This is a genomic window from Litchfieldella anticariensis FP35 = DSM 16096 (assembly GCF_000409775.1).
Classification (GTDB): Bacteria; Pseudomonadota; Gammaproteobacteria; order Pseudomonadales; family Halomonadaceae; genus Litchfieldella; species Litchfieldella anticariensis.
The window spans coordinates 630191-646744 of record NZ_KE332391.1 but is presented as its reverse complement, the minus strand read 5'-3'; the positions used below and the strand labels follow the sequence as shown (position 1 = coordinate 646744).

The following is a 16554-nucleotide window of genomic DNA, read 5'->3' as shown; positions in this document are numbered from 1 at the left end:
CCGAGCGTAGTCGCCGGGATGACGCTAACGGGATGTTTGCTACCGTGTGGATTGGTGTTGTTTCGTTGTTCCCGGAGATGTTCGACGCGATCGCGCAACATGGCGTGACGGGGCGAGCGGTCAAGCAAGGGGTACTGGAGCTGGAGTTCTGGAACCCTCGGGATTATGCCAAGGACAAGCACCGCACGGTAGACGATCGCCCTTATGGGGGCGGTCCGGGTATGTTGATGAAGGTCGAGACCCTGCGTGGCGCCATCGCCGATGCCCGTGTTCGGGCTGAGGTCGTGACAGGCCGACCGGCCAAGGTGATCTACCTGTCGCCCCAGGGGCGACCTCTGGATCAGCGGGGTGTGCAGGAGCTGGCTAGCGCCGATCCACTCGTGGTAGTCGCTGGCCGTTACGAAGGCATCGATGAACGTGTCGTGGAAAGCGACATCGATGAAGAGTGGTCGATCGGCGACTATGTGTTGAGTGGCGGCGAACTGCCGGCCATGGTGCTGATTGACGCTGTGGCACGCTTGGTACCAGGTGTGTTGGGTCATCAGGACTCAGCGGTGGAGGACTCCTTCAACGATGGGTTGCTGGACTGCCCGCATTACACACGTCCCGAAGAGTTCGAGGGGCGCTCGGTACCGGAGGTGCTGCTCAGTGGCAACCATGCAGCGATCAAGCGCTGGCGGTTGAAGCAGTCATTGGGACGTACCTGGTTGAGACGTCCTGACCTGTTGGAGAACCGAGCTCTGAGTCGCGAGCAGCAGGTGTTGCTCGATGAGTTCATCGAAGAATACGCCAGTCAGGCGGAGGTGCAGGCTAACCCGAGCGAAGACTGAAATAGGGTGACCTGCGTCATACACAGAATCGACTCCCGCGTCATCGCCCGTTTCGGGCCAAGCGTCGGGATCACAGCCATCGAGCGAAGCTTGATGGACAAGGCAACATTGAGGAGCGAGCAATGAGCAGCAAGAACAAGGTGATCCAGGCGATCGAAGCCGAGCAGATGTCCAAGGAAGTCCCGGCCTTTGCCCCCGGTGATACCGTGGTCGTCCAGGTCAAAGTCAAGGAAGGTAACCGCGAGCGTCTGCAGGCCTTCGAAGGCGTGGTGATTGGCAAGCGCAACCGCGGTCTGAACTCCGCCTTCACCGTGCGTAAGATTTCTCATGGTGTCGGCGTCGAGCGGACCTTCCAGACCTACAGCCCACTGGTCGCTTCCATCGACGTCAAGCGTCGTGGTGACGTACGTCAAGCCAAGCTCTACTACCTGCGTGAGCGCAGCGGCAAGTCTGCTCGCATCAAGGAAAAGCTGGCCTAAGCGCAAGCCCAGGCTGACGTGGTGCGGTACCGTATTGGACCGTACCTCATGAGACCCCGTCACCGCTTGCGCGGGGCGGGGTTTCGGCGCATCTGAGGGTGGCGATGAGTGACACGAGTGAGAGTGATGTCCTGGTGGATGCTTTCCTCGATGCCCTATGGCTTGAGCAGGGGGCTAGCGAGCATACACTGGCCGCTTATCGTCGCGACCTGAAGGCGTGGCAAAACCATCTCAAGGCGCACGGACTATCGCTACTGATCCCGGCTCCTCGGGCGTTGCCGGAATGGTTGGACGAACGGCGGGCTGTCGGTTATCAACTGCGTACCAACGCTCGGCTGCTGTCGAGTCTGCGTCGTTTCTATCGCTGGGCATTGGCCAATGGGGTAATTGAGTACGACCCCCTCACTGAGGTGCGACTGCCCCGGGTACAGCCGCAGTTACCCGGCACTCTCGATGAAGTCGAAGTCGAACGCTTGCTCGAAGCCCCCGATCTGGATTCGGCCATAGGGCTGCGCGATCGTGCCATGCTCGAGGTGCTCTATGGCAGCGGCCTGCGAGTTTCCGAGTTGGTTGGCTTGACCATGGAGTCGGTCAACCTGCGCCAAGGCGTGATCCGGGTAATTGGCAAGGGTGACAAGGAGCGGCTGGTGCCGATAGGAGAAGAGGCGCTCGCCTGGCTAGAGCGCTATCTGCGTGCCGGACGGGGTGCCTTGATGGCCGATGTCACTCGGCCCCCTTTGTTCCCTGGCCGCCATGACGGTTTCATGACACGCCAGACGTTCTGGCACCGAATCAAGATCCATGCCGTGACGGCAGGGATCGATAAGCCGCTGTCGCCACACACTTTGCGTCACGCCTTTGCGACCCACTTATTGAATCATGGCGCTAATCTGCGTGTCGTACAGCTGTTGCTCGGTCATAGCGACCTATCGACTACGCAGATCTATACGCATGTCGCTCAGGCTCGCCTGGAAGCGCTACATGCTGCTCATCATCCTCGAGGTTAACCATGAATCGACGCTTGATGCCTGTCCTGACAACATTGCTTGCCACTACCTTGATTGCTATTGGGCTGCCTGTGACTGCCCTGGCTTCGGCCCACCACGATTTGGCTGAGCGGCTGACCGTGAACGGCGAGCCCATGCCTGTCGCCGAGGTGCGCGAAACACCACTCGATGGCTTCTTCGAAGTGCGTTTGGAAAATGGTGAAACCTTCTACAGTGATGCGCAGGGCAAGCATTTCCTGGTGGGGGATATCTACGAGAATGGCGAGAACGGGCTGGTCAATCTCACCGAGCAGCGGCGCAATGCCGAGCGTGCTGCGCGCCTGACTCAAGTACCGGAGAGCGAGCGTGTGATTTTCCGTGGCACCGGTGAGCGTCGTGCTGCGATCACAGTGTTTACCGATACCACCTGCCCCTATTGCCGCCGCCTGCACGAGGAGGTGCCCAAGCTCAATGAGATGGGAGTCGAAGTGCAATATCTGGCGTTTCCACGGGCAGGTATGGGCTCAGAGGGCGGGCGTACGCTGAGTCAGGTCTGGTGCTCGGAAAACCGGACTGAGGCGATGACCGCTGCCAAGCGGGGGGAGACATTGTCCAACTCGCCGGACTGCGACAATCCGGTCGAGGAACAGTATCATCTGGGCATGGAACTCGGCGTCCAGGGGACTCCGGCGATCGTCATGCCGGATGGACGCATGGTTCCAGGCTATGTGCCGGCTGAGCGTCTGGTCGAGATGCTTGGCCTGAACGACTGACGCTGATACTACGATGTACCTGTGTCATGCTGGACAAGTTAGCGGGCATGGTGACATCGCGACAACATGATACAAGCAAGGGGAATACGACGTTGAAACCGGTGAGAGTAGGAATCTGTGGTCTGGGCACCGTAGGCGGCGGTACCTTCAATGTATTGACACGCAATGCCAATGAGATCGCTCGGCGTGCAGGACGGCCGATCGTCATTGAGCAGGTGGCGATGCGCCGTGACAACCCGGATTGCGATACCACCGGCGTCAAGACGACTGCAGACATCTTCGAGGTGGCCAGGAACCCTGATGTCGACGTGCTGGTCGAGCTGATCGGTGGCTATGAGGTGGCTCGCGAATTGGTACTGACCGCCATTGAGCACGGCAAGCATGTGGTCACCGCCAACAAGGCGCTGATTGCCGTGCATGGCAACGAGATCTTCCAGGCTGCCCACGAGAAGGGCGTGATCGTGGCCTTCGAGGCTGCGGTGGCTGGCGGTATCCCGGTGATCAAATCGTTGCGCGAGGGGCTTGGTGGCAACCGCATCGAGTGGCTGGCCGGTATCATCAATGGCACCGGCAACTATATCCTGACTCATATGCGCGATGAAGGCCGCGCTTTCGAGGATGTACTGGCCGAGGCACAGGCTCTGGGCTATGCCGAGGCGGATCCGACCTTCGACGTCGAAGGTATCGATGCCGCTCACAAGCTGACCATCCTTGCTTCCATCGCCTATGGCGTGCCGCTGCAGTTCGAGAAGGCCTACACCGAAGGTATCTCGCGGATCACTGCCGAGGATGTCGAACAGGCCGACAATCTCGGTTATATCATCAAGCATCTGGGTATCTCCAAGCGCACTGAGGCCGGCTTCGAACTGCGCGTGCATCCAACCTTGATTCCCAAGGAGCGGTTGCTGGCCAACGTGCATGGCGTCAAGAATGCCATCGCCGTGATGGGGGATGCCGTGGGGCCGACACTTTATTACGGTGCTGGCGCTGGTGCCGAACCCACCGCATCGGCCGTGGTCGCTGATCTGCTCGACGTGGCCCGCGATATCACCACCGATCATCACTACCGGGTGCCTTACCTGGCTTTCAGCGGTATCCACGAGAGCGTGAACAGCCTGCCGATGTTGCCCATGGAGGACATCGTCACCGCCTATTACCTGCGGTTGCTGGCGGTGGACCGCCCCGGTGTGCTGGCGCGGGTGGCGACCATTCTCTCCGAGCAAAGTATCTCGATCGAGGCGATCATCCAGAAGGAGGCCACCGAGGGCGAATTGGTGCCGATCATTCTGCTCACGCACCGTACGCGCGAGAAGCACATGAATGAAGCGATTCGTCAGCTTGAATCGCTGGCCGATATTGCCGGACCAGTTACCCGTATTCGTGTCGAGTCGCTCGACGAACATGAATAATCCACAGCAATAAGCCGTTAGCTTGAAGCTGGAAGAGAAAATTGGCAGATACTGGGCTTCTCGCTGGATAGAAACCGTACTTGGCCGGTGACCACGGCGGTAAGGGAACAGAACATGCGCTATATCAGTACCCGTGGGCAGGCGCCCGCGCTGAGTTTCGAAGAGGTCGTGCTGACCGGCATGGCCAGTGATGGCGGCCTTTATGTGCCTGAGGAAATACCGCGGCTCTCGCATGATGAGCTGACAGCGATGGCTGGGCTTTCCTACGCCGAGATCGCCTTTCGCGTGATGAAACCGTTCGTCAATGGCGAGATCGACGACGATACCTTCCGCAGGCTGGTCCGTGATGCTTATGCCACCTTCAGTCATGATGCCGTAGTGCCGCTCAACCAGCTCGATGCCAACCACTTCCTGCTCGAACTATTCCACGGTCCAACCCTGGCCTTCAAGGATGTCGCCCTGCAGTTGCTCGGCCGTATCCTTGACCACTTCCTCGCCAAGCGTGGAGAGCGCGCGGTAATCATGGGCGCGACGTCGGGGGATACCGGTTCAGCAGCGATCGAGGGCTGCCGTCATTGCGATAATCTCGATATCTTCATCTTGCATCCGCATAACCGGGTTTCCGAGGTTCAGCGTCGTCAGATGACCACGGTGCTGGCTGACAATGTGTTCAACATTGCCATCGAGGGCAACTTCGACGACGCCCAGGCGATGGTCAAGGCCAGTTTCGCTAACCAGGATTTCTTGAATGGTACCCGCCTGGTAGCGGTGAACTCGATCAACTGGGCGCGCATCATGGCCCAGGTCGTCTACTACGTGGCTGCCGCCGTGGCACTGGGGGCGCCGCATCGTGAGGTTAGCTTCTGCGTACCCTCGGCCAATTTCGGCAACGTCTTCGCAGGCTACATGGCCTATCGCATGGGACTGCCGGTCAAGCAGTTCATCATCGCCACCAATGCCAATGACATCCTCCACCGCACGCTTGCCGACAACGACTTCTCCAAACGGGACCTGGTCGCCACGCTGGCGCCATCCATGGATATCGTGGTGTCGTCGAATTTCGAGCGCCTGCTATTCGAAGCCTATGAACGTGATGGTGACGCGGTGCGGGTGCTGTTGGAGCGCTTCCAGCAGGAACCGGCGGCTCTGGCCGAGGCTCCGCTGGCCAAGCTGCGTGAGATGTTTGCCAGCCATAGTGTCGATGATGCCACCATTCTCGAGGTGATTCGCGAGGCACGTCATCGCACTCAGGAGATTCTCGACCCGCATACGGCGACCGGCTATCGCGCCGCTGAACGTGCACGAGCCGATGCTGCTGTGCCGATGATCACATTGGCTACTGCCCACCCGGCCAAATTTGCCGAGGCGGTAGTTAAGGCAGGCTTCCCCGGCGTGCCCTTGCCGCCACATATGGACGACTTGCTCGAACGCGAGGAGCGCTACACTGTGCTGGCGGCGGAACTTTTGGCGGTACAGCGTTTCGTGGCCGAGAATCGGCGCTAAGCGATGTCATCGTCGTTTGGGGAAGTGGAGAGTGCCGAACCACCGTCGCGGGATCTGCTGCGTACGCGCATCTTGCCGCGTACGCGCGATGAGGCTCTCTACACCCGAGCTCAGGCCGAAGGGCTCACTGAGCTTCAGGCACGGATACTGGCCGGCCGATTGTCAGGTTACCGGGGCGAGCTAGCACCACTCGTTTCGCCCAGTCTTCGTCACCTCGAACACCCAGAACGGCTGGTAGATGCCCGCCGAGCCGCCGAGCGCATCGCTCAGGCGGTGACCGAAGGCGAGCATATCGGTATTCTCACCGACTATGACGTCGATGGCATCACCTCTCATGTGGTGATCCTGCGTACTCTGAATGAATTGTTCGGCGTGCCCGCGTCCAGGCTACATAGCTTGATCGGGCACCGCATCAATGACGGCTATGGCATCAGTCTACCGTTGGTGGAGCGTACCTTGCGGCTGTCTCCACGCCCCAGCCTGGTGATCACTGCGGACTGCGGCTCGTCGGACGAGCCGCGTATCCAGTGCCTCAAGGATGCCGGTATCGATGTGATCGTTACCGATCACCATGCGCTGCCGTTGGAAGGACCACCAGCCTCGGCTTATGCCACGATCAATCCGACCCGCGAGGACTGTGACTACCCCGACTCGACCATCGCCGGCTGCATGGTCGCCTGGTTGGTGATGTCACTGGCCCGCAGCGTGCTGATCGAGTGGGGAGCGTTGCCGGCATCGACTCCCAAACTCTCGCCCTGGCTCTCCTATGTGGCGCTTGGAACGGTGGCCGACTGCGTGTCGTTGGGCGGTAGTGCAGCCAACCGCGCCGTGGTGGCGCATGGGCTGACGCTGATCAACCGTATGGAAGCCGCCTGCTGGCGAACCATGGCCGAGCGCTTGGGGGCGGATAGTGTGCCCTTCGATGCCGAAACCCTGGCCTTTCAGATGGGACCACGGATCAACGCCCGTTCTCGCCTGGACGATCCCTATGCCGCACTGCACTTCATGCTCGCTGCCGACGACAATGTCGCGCGGCAGCATCTGGAAGTGCTGGATGCCGACAATCAATCACGCAAGGCCATCGAAGCGGAAATGACGGAAACCGCCCGTGTGCTGGCGATGTCGCAATTGGCTGCCGATGCCCCGGCACTGGTGGTGTTTCTCGAGGAAGGACACGCGGGGGTGCAGGGTATCGTCGCTTCGCGCCTCGTTCAGGCCTTCGGCCGCCCGACACTGGTGCTGACCCGTGCCGCCGCGCCCGGAATGCTCACCGGCTCTGGACGCTCGATCGAGAAGTTGCACTTGCGCGATGCGCTGCAGAGAGCCCATGAATTGGCACCCGAGGCGTTGCCGCGCTTCGGCGGTCACAAAGGGGCGGCGGGAATCGGGCTCCCCGAGACCCATCTGGAGATGTTCCGCGAGGCCTTCCTGCGGGCAGTGAGCGAGCAACTCGGCTCACGCGAACTCTACCCTTGTGTGTTTACCGATGGTGGGTTGGCTGCAGGGCAGTTGTCGTTGACGACTCTCGACGAACTGGAACGTCTTGCTCCCTATGGCCGCGAATTCGATGCGCCATTGTTCGAGGGAGACTTCCTGGTCGAGAATCTGCGTGTCGTGGGGAGCGAGGGCAATCACCTGATGCTCGAGCTGTCGCAAGGGGGTGTGGCTGTGCGCGCTATCTGGTTTCGCGCGCTGACTCCTGGCGAGGTTCCGGCTTTCGCCCTGGGGGGCCGGCTGCATTGTGCCTACAAGTTGTCACGCAATCGCTGGAAAGGGCGAGAGTCGCTGCAACTGATGATTGAGCACGCCGAGCCCTTGGCAGGTTGAGGACGTCGCAAAAGAGTTTCTTCCAGAGGCAAGCGTACCACTTTATCCTTCTTCAAGACGCGAAGCGTCGTACTTGCTTCTTCCATCTTTTCTCAATAATTCGGCCAAACGCCAGGTGTCGCCAGCTCCAGCAGATGACCGTCGGGGTCGCGGAAGTACAGGCTTTCACCCCCTTTTGGCCAGTGTGTTCGTCCTTCAATGATGACACCATGGTCGTCGAGTTGGGCCTCCCAGGCTTCGAGCTCCCGCGCGGATATGGCGAAGGCCATGTGAACCCGCCCGTTGCCGTCGTGCGGTGGAATGGTGCCCATCTCGCCAGGCAATATCACCGTTTCGAGGGTCTCGCCGCGCAGGAACAGCAAGAGTACTGAGTCGGCCCCAACGCCGTAAGCCGTGAAACGGTGATCGGCGGTGAAGGCTTCGAGTCCCATCACTCCCTCAAAGAAGGCCCGGGCTCTGGCCATGTCCTCGACATACAATGCCGTTTCCAGCACGCCGTTGAGCTTAGGCATTCGCTCCCCCTATATCCGCTTTTTGCTTAAGCCTAGCAGGTTCGCCCCTGGCGCAACGCTGGGCCCCGATCCCGTTATCCAAGTCCCAGGCCATCTCAACTTTTGGAGAAATGGCCGACTCTCTAAGTCGATGAAAGTTCAAGAAAACCTATTTATGCCATACCAAAGTATTAAGGTTTTTTCGATTAAAACAAACGTTTGCCCTTGATCGTTGCAGCGCTTTGGGCCAAAAAGAGAAGGCACGCCCTTGCCCGGCATGGGCAAGATCGCAATTACTTCCAGCTCTCCCTGGAAAAGGACGTCAGACGATGCATTACAAATTCAACAAGATTTCCATCGCCGTTGCTTTTGCTACCGCTGCGTTGGTTTCCAGTCAAGCACTGGCCTCGGGGTTTCAGGTCCGTGAGCAAAGCGCCAAGACCCTGGCCAATGCGTTATCCAACGCCGCGGCCGGGGCCGAAGACGCTAGCTTCATGGCCTACAATCCAGCCGCGATCGGCAATATTGACGGTACCCAGTTTGCCGCTGGCGTGGCCTATATCGATGCTAACTTCGAGTTGAGAGATGCTCAGGCCAGCAGCGTTGGCGGGCTGATCGATTATGATCGTGGTGGCTCGCGACAAGGCGGCGAGACCGCTTGGGTACCCAGCTTTGCCGCCAAGACCCAGTTGAACGACCAGTTCGACCTTGGCCTGTCGATCCATTCCCCCTATGGCCTCTCCACCAAGTACGACGAGGACTGGATCGGCCGCTATCACGCCATCGAGACCGAACTGAAGACGATCGACATCCAGCCGACGCTCAACTATCGGGCCACGGAGCGCCTTAATCTGGCAGTCGGTCTCCGGGCGCAGTATGCCGATGCCACTCTGTCAAATGCCATCGACTTCGGTACCGCAGCCGCGTTGCAGGGAATTCCTGGTGCTACTCCTGGCGGGGATGATGTCATTGGTACGGTCGAGGGCGATGACTGGGGGTATGGGTATACTTTGGGAGCGCTCTTCCAGATCACCGATCAGACTCGTCTGGGGGCCAGCTACCGCTCTAAGGTAGACCTGACCCTGGAAGGCGATGCTTCGTTTCGGGGCACGACTGCGTTCTCCGATGCCGCTGTCGCCGGGCAAATGGACCCCCGCATCGTGGATCGCGGCGGCAAGGCCGATCTCACCACTCCCGCCACCCTGAATCTGGGTGTCTACCATCAGCTCACCGATCGGTTGGCGCTGATGGCCAATGCCGAGTGGACCGAGTGGAGCAGCTTCGATGAGTTGGTAGTGGAGTTCGAGGATGGCTCCGAAAGCAGAACAACCGAAAACTGGGACAATACATGGGCCTTCTCGGTGGGGGCCAACTATGCTCTGAATGATCAGTGGTTGCTGAGGGCTGGCTTGGGATATGACCCGACTCCCATATCCAGCAGCGAGTTCCGCACGCCTCGGGTGCCGGATTCGGATCGTCGCTGGGCGACCGTCGGGGCTACCTATATGCCGACCCCCAATTTGGGTATCACCGCGGGTTACATGCGCGTCTTCGGTGACGATGTCGACATGGATCAGGAAGCGACCCCGACCAATGAGAATGCGAGCCGCGGCAATCTCTCCGGCACCTATGAGGTATCAGCGGATGTGCTGGCGCTTTCCGTCGACTATCGCTTCTGAAATCCCTTCGTGACTCATGACAACCCGGCTCCGGCCGGGTTGCGTCTCTTGATAGGTGGGATAGGCTGGCGATCGTTCGCGCTACGGGATAGTCGCTGCCACGGGATTTGGCTACAATAGAGGCCTTTACTTTGGCCGCTGCCGCGTCGTTCGACCGTAGCGGCCATTTTCCCTGCAGCACAATCCCAGGCCAATCGTTCATGCTAGAGATCAACCCGATCAACAACCTCATCAAGGACCTGTCCGAGCGGACAGATGTCCTGAGGGGGTATCTTTGACTACGCCGAAAAGAAGGATCGGCTAGAGGAAGTCACTCGCGAGCTGGAGAATCCCGACATCTGGAACGACCCGGATTATGCCCAGAAGCTCGGCAAGGAACGCGCCGCGCTGGCAGTTGTGGTCGAGACCATCGAGGAACTGACCCAAGGTGTGACGGATAGTGCCGATCTGCTCGAACTGGCAGTGATGGAAGATGACGCGGATACCGTTGCCGAGGTCGAGCGAGAACTGGCCAACCTCCAGCAGAGTCTCGAGAAACTCGAGTTTCGCCGCATGTTCGCCGGTGAGATGGATGCCAACAATGCCTATCTCGATATCCAGGCTGGCTCCGGTGGCACCGAAGCTCAGGACTGGGCCAACATGTTGTTGCGCATGTACTTGCGTTGGTGCGAGCACCATGGTTTCAAGACCGAGATCGTCGAGCTTTCTGCTGGCGAGGTAGCGGGCATCAAGTCAGCGACGATCCATGTCCAAGGCGAATACGCCTTCGGCTGGTTACGTACCGAAACCGGCGTGCACCGGCTGGTACGCAAGAGCCCCTTCGATTCCGGCGGTCGACGCCACACCTCTTTTGCCTCGGTGTTCCTGTCACCGGAAATCGATGACAGCTTCGAGGTTGAAATCAACCCCGCTGATCTGCGCGTCGATACCTATCGGTCCAGTGGTGCCGGTGGGCAGCACGTCAACACCACCGACTCGGCGGTGCGTATCACCCACGAGCCCAGTGGCATCGTGGTATCGTGCCAAAGTCAGCGCAGCCAGCACGCCAACCGCGACTTCGCCATGAAACAGCTCAAGGCGAAGTTGTGGGAACTGGAGATGCAGAAACGCAATGCCGCCAAGCAAGAGGCCGAAGACTCCAAAGCCGATATCGGGTGGGGCAGCCAGATCCGTTCCTATGTTCTCGACGATCAGCGCATCAAGGATCTGCGCACCGGGGTGCAGACCAGCAACTGCGAGCGGGTATTGGACGGCGACTTGGATGCCTTTATCGAAGCCAGTCTTAAACAAGGCCTCTAACAAGCCGTCGTGAGCGACGGGCAACGAGGCTATGCTGCGTAGCCCGTAGCCCGTAGCCCGTAGCCCGTAGCCCGTAGCCCGTAGCCCGTAGCCCGTAGCCACCATCTTTCACAGGTAACGTAATGTCGAACCAGGATTCCCCTCAGCACGACGAGAACCATTTGATTGCGGAGCGTCGCGCCAAGCTGGCGGCACGACGCGAACGTGCCGCGGAAATGGGCGATAGTGCCTTTCCCAACGATTTCCGCCGTGACAGCTTGGCAGCGGAGTTGATCGAAGAGTTGGGTGACAAGGACAAGGCTGAACTGGAAACACTCGATCGTCGGGCGGCAGTCGCCGGGCGCATCATGCGCAAGCGCGGCCCGTTTATTGTCATCCAGGACGTTTCGGGCCAGATCCAGCTCTACGTCGATAAGAAGGGACTGCCCGATATCGTACTCGAGGACATCAAGGGCTGGGACATCGGCGACATCGTTGCGGCGTACGGTCCGGTGCACAAATCCGGTAAGGGTGACCTGTACGTGATGATGACCGAGGCCAGACTGCTGACCAAGAGCCTGCGGCCGTTACCCGACAAATTCCATGGCCTGACCGACCTGGAGGCGCGCTATCGTCAGCGCTATGTCGATCTGATCATGAATCCCGACTCGCGGCATATCTTCGAGGTACGTGCCGGTGTGATCTCCGCCATTCGCCGCTTCTTTGAAACGCGTGGCTTCATGGAGGTCGAAACGCCGATGCTGCAGCCAATTCCCGGCGGGGCAGCAGCGCGGCCGTTCATCACGCATCACAATGCGCTGGATCTCGACATGTACCTGCGCATCGCTCCCGAGCTCTATCTCAAGCGGCTAGTGGTAGGCGGGTTCGAGCGTGTCTTCGAGATCAACCGCAATTTCCGCAACGAGGGGCTGTCGACTCGCCACAACCCCGAGTTCACCATGCTTGAGTTCTACTGGGCTTATGCTGACTATCATGACCTGCTCGACCTTACCGAGGAGATGATCCGCAACGTGGCCCAAGAGGTGCTGGGGACCACCACGTTGACCTACCAGGGCGCCACTTATGAGCTGGGGCAGACATTCACGCGCCTGACCCTTCGTCAGGCGATTCTCGAGCACGGTGATGGTATCGGTGAGTCCGATATCGACACTGATGAGGGAGCCCGCGCCACTTGCGATCGGTTGGGTATCGCCGTCAAGGACAACTGGGGCTTGGGTAAACTGCAGACCGAGATTTTCGAGGAAGTCGCCGAGCACAAGCTTGACCAGCCGACCTTCATCACCGAATACCCGGCAGAGGTCAGTCCGCTGGCACGACGTAACGATGCCAATCCTTTCGTCACCGACCGCTTCGAATTCTTCGTTGGTGGGCGTGAAATCGCCAACGGCTTCTCGGAGCTCAACGATGCCGAGGACCAGGCCGAGCGCTTCCGCGCCCAGGCTGCCGAGAAAGAAGCTGGCGATCTCGAGGCCATGTATTACGATGCCGACTACGTGCGGGCGCTGGAGTATGGCTTGCCGCCCACAGCAGGCGAGGGTATCGGGATCGATCGGCTGGTGATGCTGTTCACCGACAGCCCATCGATTCGGGATGTGCTGCTATTCCCGGCGATGCGTCCGGAAGTCGAGTAAAAGTCGAACTAACGGAAATAGACACCATCCTGGTGGGAATTGTTGGTAACCGGCGGTGCTTGCGCCCATAATGATCAGCGTTTCGACGCCGAGGAGAGTCCGATGAAGTTGCTCAACCGTTCAGCCCTGAGCGTCAAGCCGACCCAGGCTTTCGTGGACTGGATCAACTCGCTGGAGCCAACAGTCGGTGACGATGACCTGACGCTCGACGACGTCGATCGTGAGAACACTGTCTATCTGATTCCCGAGATGGACACGCCGGAAGCGCTCGAGGCCTTCGTGCGAGAGCGTTACATGGAAATTCTCGAAAGCGAGCTACGTGCCTGGGAAGAGGATGAGCGGCAGTGGCCGGAAATCCTCGACTGGCCCCTATTCCAGCGATTCGTGCAGGTCGAGCACAGCTATCTGGCCGTCGACCTTGACGACGAAGTCCCGCTCGAGGTGGCAGAACTGGACGATTCGCTACTGCTGGAAACCGATCAGGATTAGGTGATCGAACAGGCCCGCCTTTCGCTTCGATACATGATCTTCCATGAACCGGCTGCGGCCGGTTTTTTGTCGTAGGTGAAACGCTCTCATGAGATTGTTCGAGACCCGCCCCGATGACGACGGTCTACCTGGTCCCGAGCGACGCATTGCCATGCTGGTGCTTGTACTGGGAACGTTGATGGCGGTAATCGACACCACCATGATCAATATCGCCCTGCCGTCGATCGCCCGGGATCTACGAATTGCTCCCTCGCGGGCGGTATGGGTACTCAGCCTGTTCCAGATCGTCTGTGCGGCCACCCTGTTGCTGTTCGCTTCACTCAGCGAGCTGCTTAGCCGTCGCCGGCTGTACATCGCCGGGCTGACGCTGTTCACTCTGGCATCGTGGGGAGCGTCTCTGTCCGGATCACTGGAAACGCTGCTGCTGTTTCGTGCCTTGCAGGGCTTGGGAGCAGCGGCCACGCTATCCATTGGCCCCTCGCTATATCGGATGATCTTTCCAACGCGGTTGTTAGGAGCGGCAATGGGCATGAGTGCGCTGGTGGTGGCTGCCGGCTATGCCTCGGGGCCGACACTTGGTGGCCTGGTCCTCTCTGTGGTTGACTGGCCTTGGTTATTCGCCATGAATGTGCCGTTGGGAGGAGCCGCCCTGTTCCTGGCGTGGCGTGCTTTGCCCGCTGAGCCACGTCGTCGCGGTGGTTTCGATATGTTTGGGGCGATGTTTTCGGCAACCATGTTGGCCAGCTTCTTCCTGGCAATGGATACTGTGGGGCATGGTGGAAGCGGCCAGAAAATCGCAGTACTGTTGGCTGTTAGCGGGGTGACGATGTGGTTGTTTGTATGGCGTCAACGGCGGGCATCTCACCCTTTACTGCCATTATCCCTCTTTGACGAGCCACGTTTCACCCTGGCAGTGATGGTCTCGGGACTGGCCTTTGTTGGCCAAGGGCTGGCATTCGTGGCACTGTCATTCCTTTATCAGCAGGAAATGGGATTGTCGCCGTTGCAGACCGCCTGGCTGTTCACGCCCTGGCCATTGACCATCATGTTGACTGCCCCACTGGCCGGGCGCTTGGCTGACAGAGTCAATCCTACCGCCCTGTCGACCCTGGGATTGGTGCTGTTACTGACCGGGCTGGTGTCGCTGGCGCTTCTCGAGACCGAATCCGGCGTGGTCGACAGCCTGTGGCGTACCGCACTGTGTGGGCTGGGCTTCGGCCTGTTTCAGGCGCCTAACAACCGCGAGATGATGAGTAACGTGCCCAAGGCGCGTAGCGCCAACGCTTCGGGCATGATGAGTACCGTGCGTACGGTGGGGCAATCATTGGGAGTGGCATTGGTAGGCGTGTTCCTCGCAGCAAGTCTGGGCTCGGTTCAGGCCTCGTTGTGGCTAGGGTGTGCGGCCTTGTCTGGGGCCGTGGCAATCAGCTTGCGGCGTATTCCCTTGAGCCTGGCGCCTCCACGCGATGCGGCCTCACAACGTCCGTCGCCGCGCTCGGATTGAACCGTTACAATGGGGATTCTCCTGGTGGAGACCTTTGACGATGAGACATGAGTCATGAGTATTCAGGCGAGTATCGAAGACAAGCTGCAGGCCCTCGATCCCACATACTTGCAAGTGGAAAACGAGAGCCACATGCATAATGTCCCGGTCAATTCCGAGACCCACTTCAAGGTCACCATGGTGTCGTCCCGTTTCCAGGGGCTAATGCCGGTTAAACGCCATCAGCAGATCTATGCGGTATTGGCCGAAGAACTGTCGGGGCCGGTGCATGCCTTGGCACTGCACCTCTATACACCCGAAGAGTGGCAGGCCCGTGAGGGTACCCGTCCAGACTCGCCTCATTGTCGTGGTGGTGGCGGGTCGTGACCACCGAGCCCCAACGCCTGCAGTATCTCGAAGCGATGGGGGTGACGGCCTGGGTAGGCCGCTATCGCCTGCCCAATGCCTGGCCAACTCCGGAATGTGAATGGGAGCTGCCCGAGTCGCCGGCGATTAGAACGCCTGGCGAGCGTCTGCATGGCTTGCTCGAAGACCAGCCAAGCGTTCGGACCCAGGAACCCTCTAGTGAACCGGCACCCCGTCAGTCAGGGCGGGCTCGTGCACTGTTGGGCGAGCCTCTTGCGCCTCCCGAAGTGCCGATCACCTCACGAGGTGAGGAGGCCAGTGCCCCCGAATCTACTCTTCAAGAGACATCGTCCGAGCCGCAGCAGGCACTCCGTTTCACCCTGCAGGTGGCCGCCCTCGAAGGGCGCTGGCTAGTGCTGATCCCGGGAACGCAGCCACTGGATGCCATGTCACTCCGTCTTCTGGCCAACATCCTGCGTGCTGCTGATATCGTGCTCGAGGGCTCTCTCGAGTTTCAGACATTTCGTTGGCCGATGATGGACGAATTACCAGTGGAAGCGCCGCTGGAAGAAGCATGCGATGGCTTGCGGGCCTTCATCGATGGGCGTCGCCGTCAAGGTTGGCGCCCGGAACGTGTGATAGTGTTCGGAGATGACGATGCCTTGGCCCAGGTATTGGCTGTGGAAGAGGGACATTCGTGTCTACTCGGACTACCTGCCTGGTGGGGGCCGTCGCTCGAGGTGCTGGCCCGCGATGCTGCGGCGAAGCGTGACCTGTTGCCATGCCTTCCCGCATGGCGAGTGGCATGGAACCAGCAAGATGACGAAACAGGTGACTGAACCGGTGCTGTACCGGTTGGGGATGCTCCACCTGGCTTTAGTCGTCGAGGTCGAGCAAGCGGGTCAACCGTATCCTTGGAGTTCCTCACAGCTTACCGCAGCCCTGAGTGACCCTCAGGCAAGTGTCTGGGGGGCGCGAGATACACAGGGGACATTGCTGGGTTTCGCTGTGCTTTGCCGTTTGCCCTTCGATGCCGAGTTGCAGGCGATCACTGTGGTTCCAGACGCTCGACGTCAAGGTATCGGCCAACTATTGTTGACCCGCATGTGCGAGGAAGCTTCTGACTGGGGTAGCGAACGGCTGCTGCTGGAGGTTAGAGCGAGCAATAAAGCCGCCATCGCTCTGTACCGTCGACTGGCCTTTGAGGTCGATGGGCGTCGCCGCGGCTATTACCCGTCGGAAGACGGCGGGAAGCGTGAGGATGCGCTATTGATGTCGCGGCGACTGTAGAAGGGCGCTTCAGCAGCAC

Annotated in this window: 16 protein-coding genes; 15 read left to right on the top strand and 1 reads right to left on the bottom strand. The window is 59.6% G+C overall.

All coding sequences use genetic code 11. The annotated features are described in order from the left end of the window. Positions 1-44: 44 nt before the first annotated feature. The 7 genes from trmD (at position 45) to recJ (ending at position 7807) form a co-directional block, all read left to right on the top strand. Positions 45-830 (top strand): tRNA (guanosine(37)-N1)-methyltransferase TrmD, encoded by a 786-nt coding sequence (trmD, locus tag L861_RS15390; RefSeq protein ID WP_027948122.1) that lies wholly within the window; start codon positions 45-47, stop codon positions 828-830. Between the two features lie 122 nt (positions 831-952). Beyond that, the gene (gene rplS, locus L861_RS15385) at positions 953-1309 is read left to right on the top strand and encodes a 50S ribosomal protein L19 (protein WP_016417398.1); all 357 of its coding nucleotides are present in this window, start codon (positions 953-955) and stop codon (positions 1307-1309) included. A gap of 104 nt (positions 1310-1413) precedes the next feature. Beyond that, positions 1414-2316 (top strand): site-specific tyrosine recombinase XerD, encoded by a 903-nt coding sequence (gene xerD, locus L861_RS15380; RefSeq protein ID WP_016417397.1) that lies wholly within the window; start codon positions 1414-1416, stop codon positions 2314-2316. Between the two features lie 2 nt (positions 2317-2318). Next, complete coding sequence (locus L861_RS15375; RefSeq protein WP_016417396.1) at positions 2319-3068, top strand: DsbC family protein; 750 nt, start codon at positions 2319-2321, stop codon at positions 3066-3068. Positions 3069-3160: 92 nt separating this feature from the next. Then, the gene (locus L861_RS15370) at positions 3161-4477 is read left to right on the top strand and encodes a homoserine dehydrogenase (protein WP_027948120.1); all 1317 of its coding nucleotides are present in this window, start codon (positions 3161-3163) and stop codon (positions 4475-4477) included. Between the two features lie 114 nt (positions 4478-4591). After that, on the top strand, positions 4592-5980 hold the full coding sequence (thrC, locus tag L861_RS15365) for a threonine synthase (RefSeq protein WP_016417394.1): 1389 nt from the start codon (positions 4592-4594) through the stop codon (positions 5978-5980). A 3-nt stretch (positions 5981-5983) separates the two neighbouring features. After that, entirely contained in the window at positions 5984-7807 is a 1824-nt protein-coding gene (gene recJ / locus L861_RS15360) for a single-stranded-DNA-specific exonuclease RecJ (RefSeq protein ID WP_016417393.1), read from the top strand. A 92-nt stretch (positions 7808-7899) separates the two neighbouring features. Here the strand turns inward: recJ and L861_RS15355 are convergent, their stop codons facing one another. Beyond that, positions 7900-8319 carry a VOC family protein gene (locus L861_RS15355; protein WP_016417392.1) on the bottom strand — a complete coding sequence of 140 codons (420 nt, stop codon included), beginning with the start codon at positions 8317-8319 and terminating at the stop codon, positions 7900-7902. Between the two features lie 308 nt (positions 8320-8627). On the opposite strand from L861_RS15355, the gene L861_RS15350 reads away from it, so the two are divergent. The 8 genes from L861_RS15350 (at position 8628) to rimI (ending at position 16535) form a co-directional block, all read left to right on the top strand. After that, a complete protein-coding gene (locus L861_RS15350; RefSeq protein WP_016417391.1) occupies positions 8628-9977 on the top strand; it encodes an OmpP1/FadL family transporter in 1350 nt (449 codons plus the stop codon). Positions 9978-10177: 200 nt separating this feature from the next. Beyond that, positions 10178-11276, top strand: a protein-coding gene (prfB, locus tag L861_RS15345) for a peptide chain release factor 2 (RefSeq protein WP_144063047.1) whose coding sequence is annotated in 2 segments (ribosomal slippage) — positions 10178-10252 and positions 10254-11276 — 1098 coding nt in all. Because the reading frame shifts where the segments join, the coding sequence is not laid out codon by codon here. A gap of 122 nt (positions 11277-11398) precedes the next feature. After that, positions 11399-12907, top strand: a complete 1509-nt coding sequence (gene lysS, locus L861_RS15340) for a lysine--tRNA ligase (RefSeq protein WP_016417389.1) — start codon at positions 11399-11401, stop codon at positions 12905-12907. 102 nt (positions 12908-13009) lie between these two features. Next, a complete protein-coding gene (locus L861_RS15335; RefSeq protein ID WP_016417388.1) occupies positions 13010-13396 on the top strand; it encodes a hypothetical protein in 387 nt (128 codons plus the stop codon). 88 nt (positions 13397-13484) lie between these two features. Beyond that, the gene (locus L861_RS15330) at positions 13485-14900 is read left to right on the top strand and encodes an MFS transporter (protein ID WP_016417387.1); all 1416 of its coding nucleotides are present in this window, start codon (positions 13485-13487) and stop codon (positions 14898-14900) included. A 54-nt stretch (positions 14901-14954) separates the two neighbouring features. Further along, entirely contained in the window at positions 14955-15266 is a 312-nt protein-coding gene (locus tag L861_RS15325) for a BolA family protein (RefSeq protein ID WP_016417386.1), read from the top strand. Next, entirely contained in the window at positions 15263-16084 is an 822-nt protein-coding gene (locus L861_RS15320) for a hypothetical protein (RefSeq protein ID WP_016417385.1), read from the top strand. Before L861_RS15325 ends, L861_RS15320 begins: the two co-directional genes overlap by 4 nt. Further along, entirely contained in the window at positions 16065-16535 is a 471-nt protein-coding gene (gene rimI / locus L861_RS15315; RefSeq protein WP_016417384.1) for a ribosomal protein S18-alanine N-acetyltransferase, read from the top strand. The genes L861_RS15320 and rimI overlap by 20 nt, the downstream gene beginning before the upstream one ends. Positions 16536-16554 lie beyond the last annotated feature (19 nt).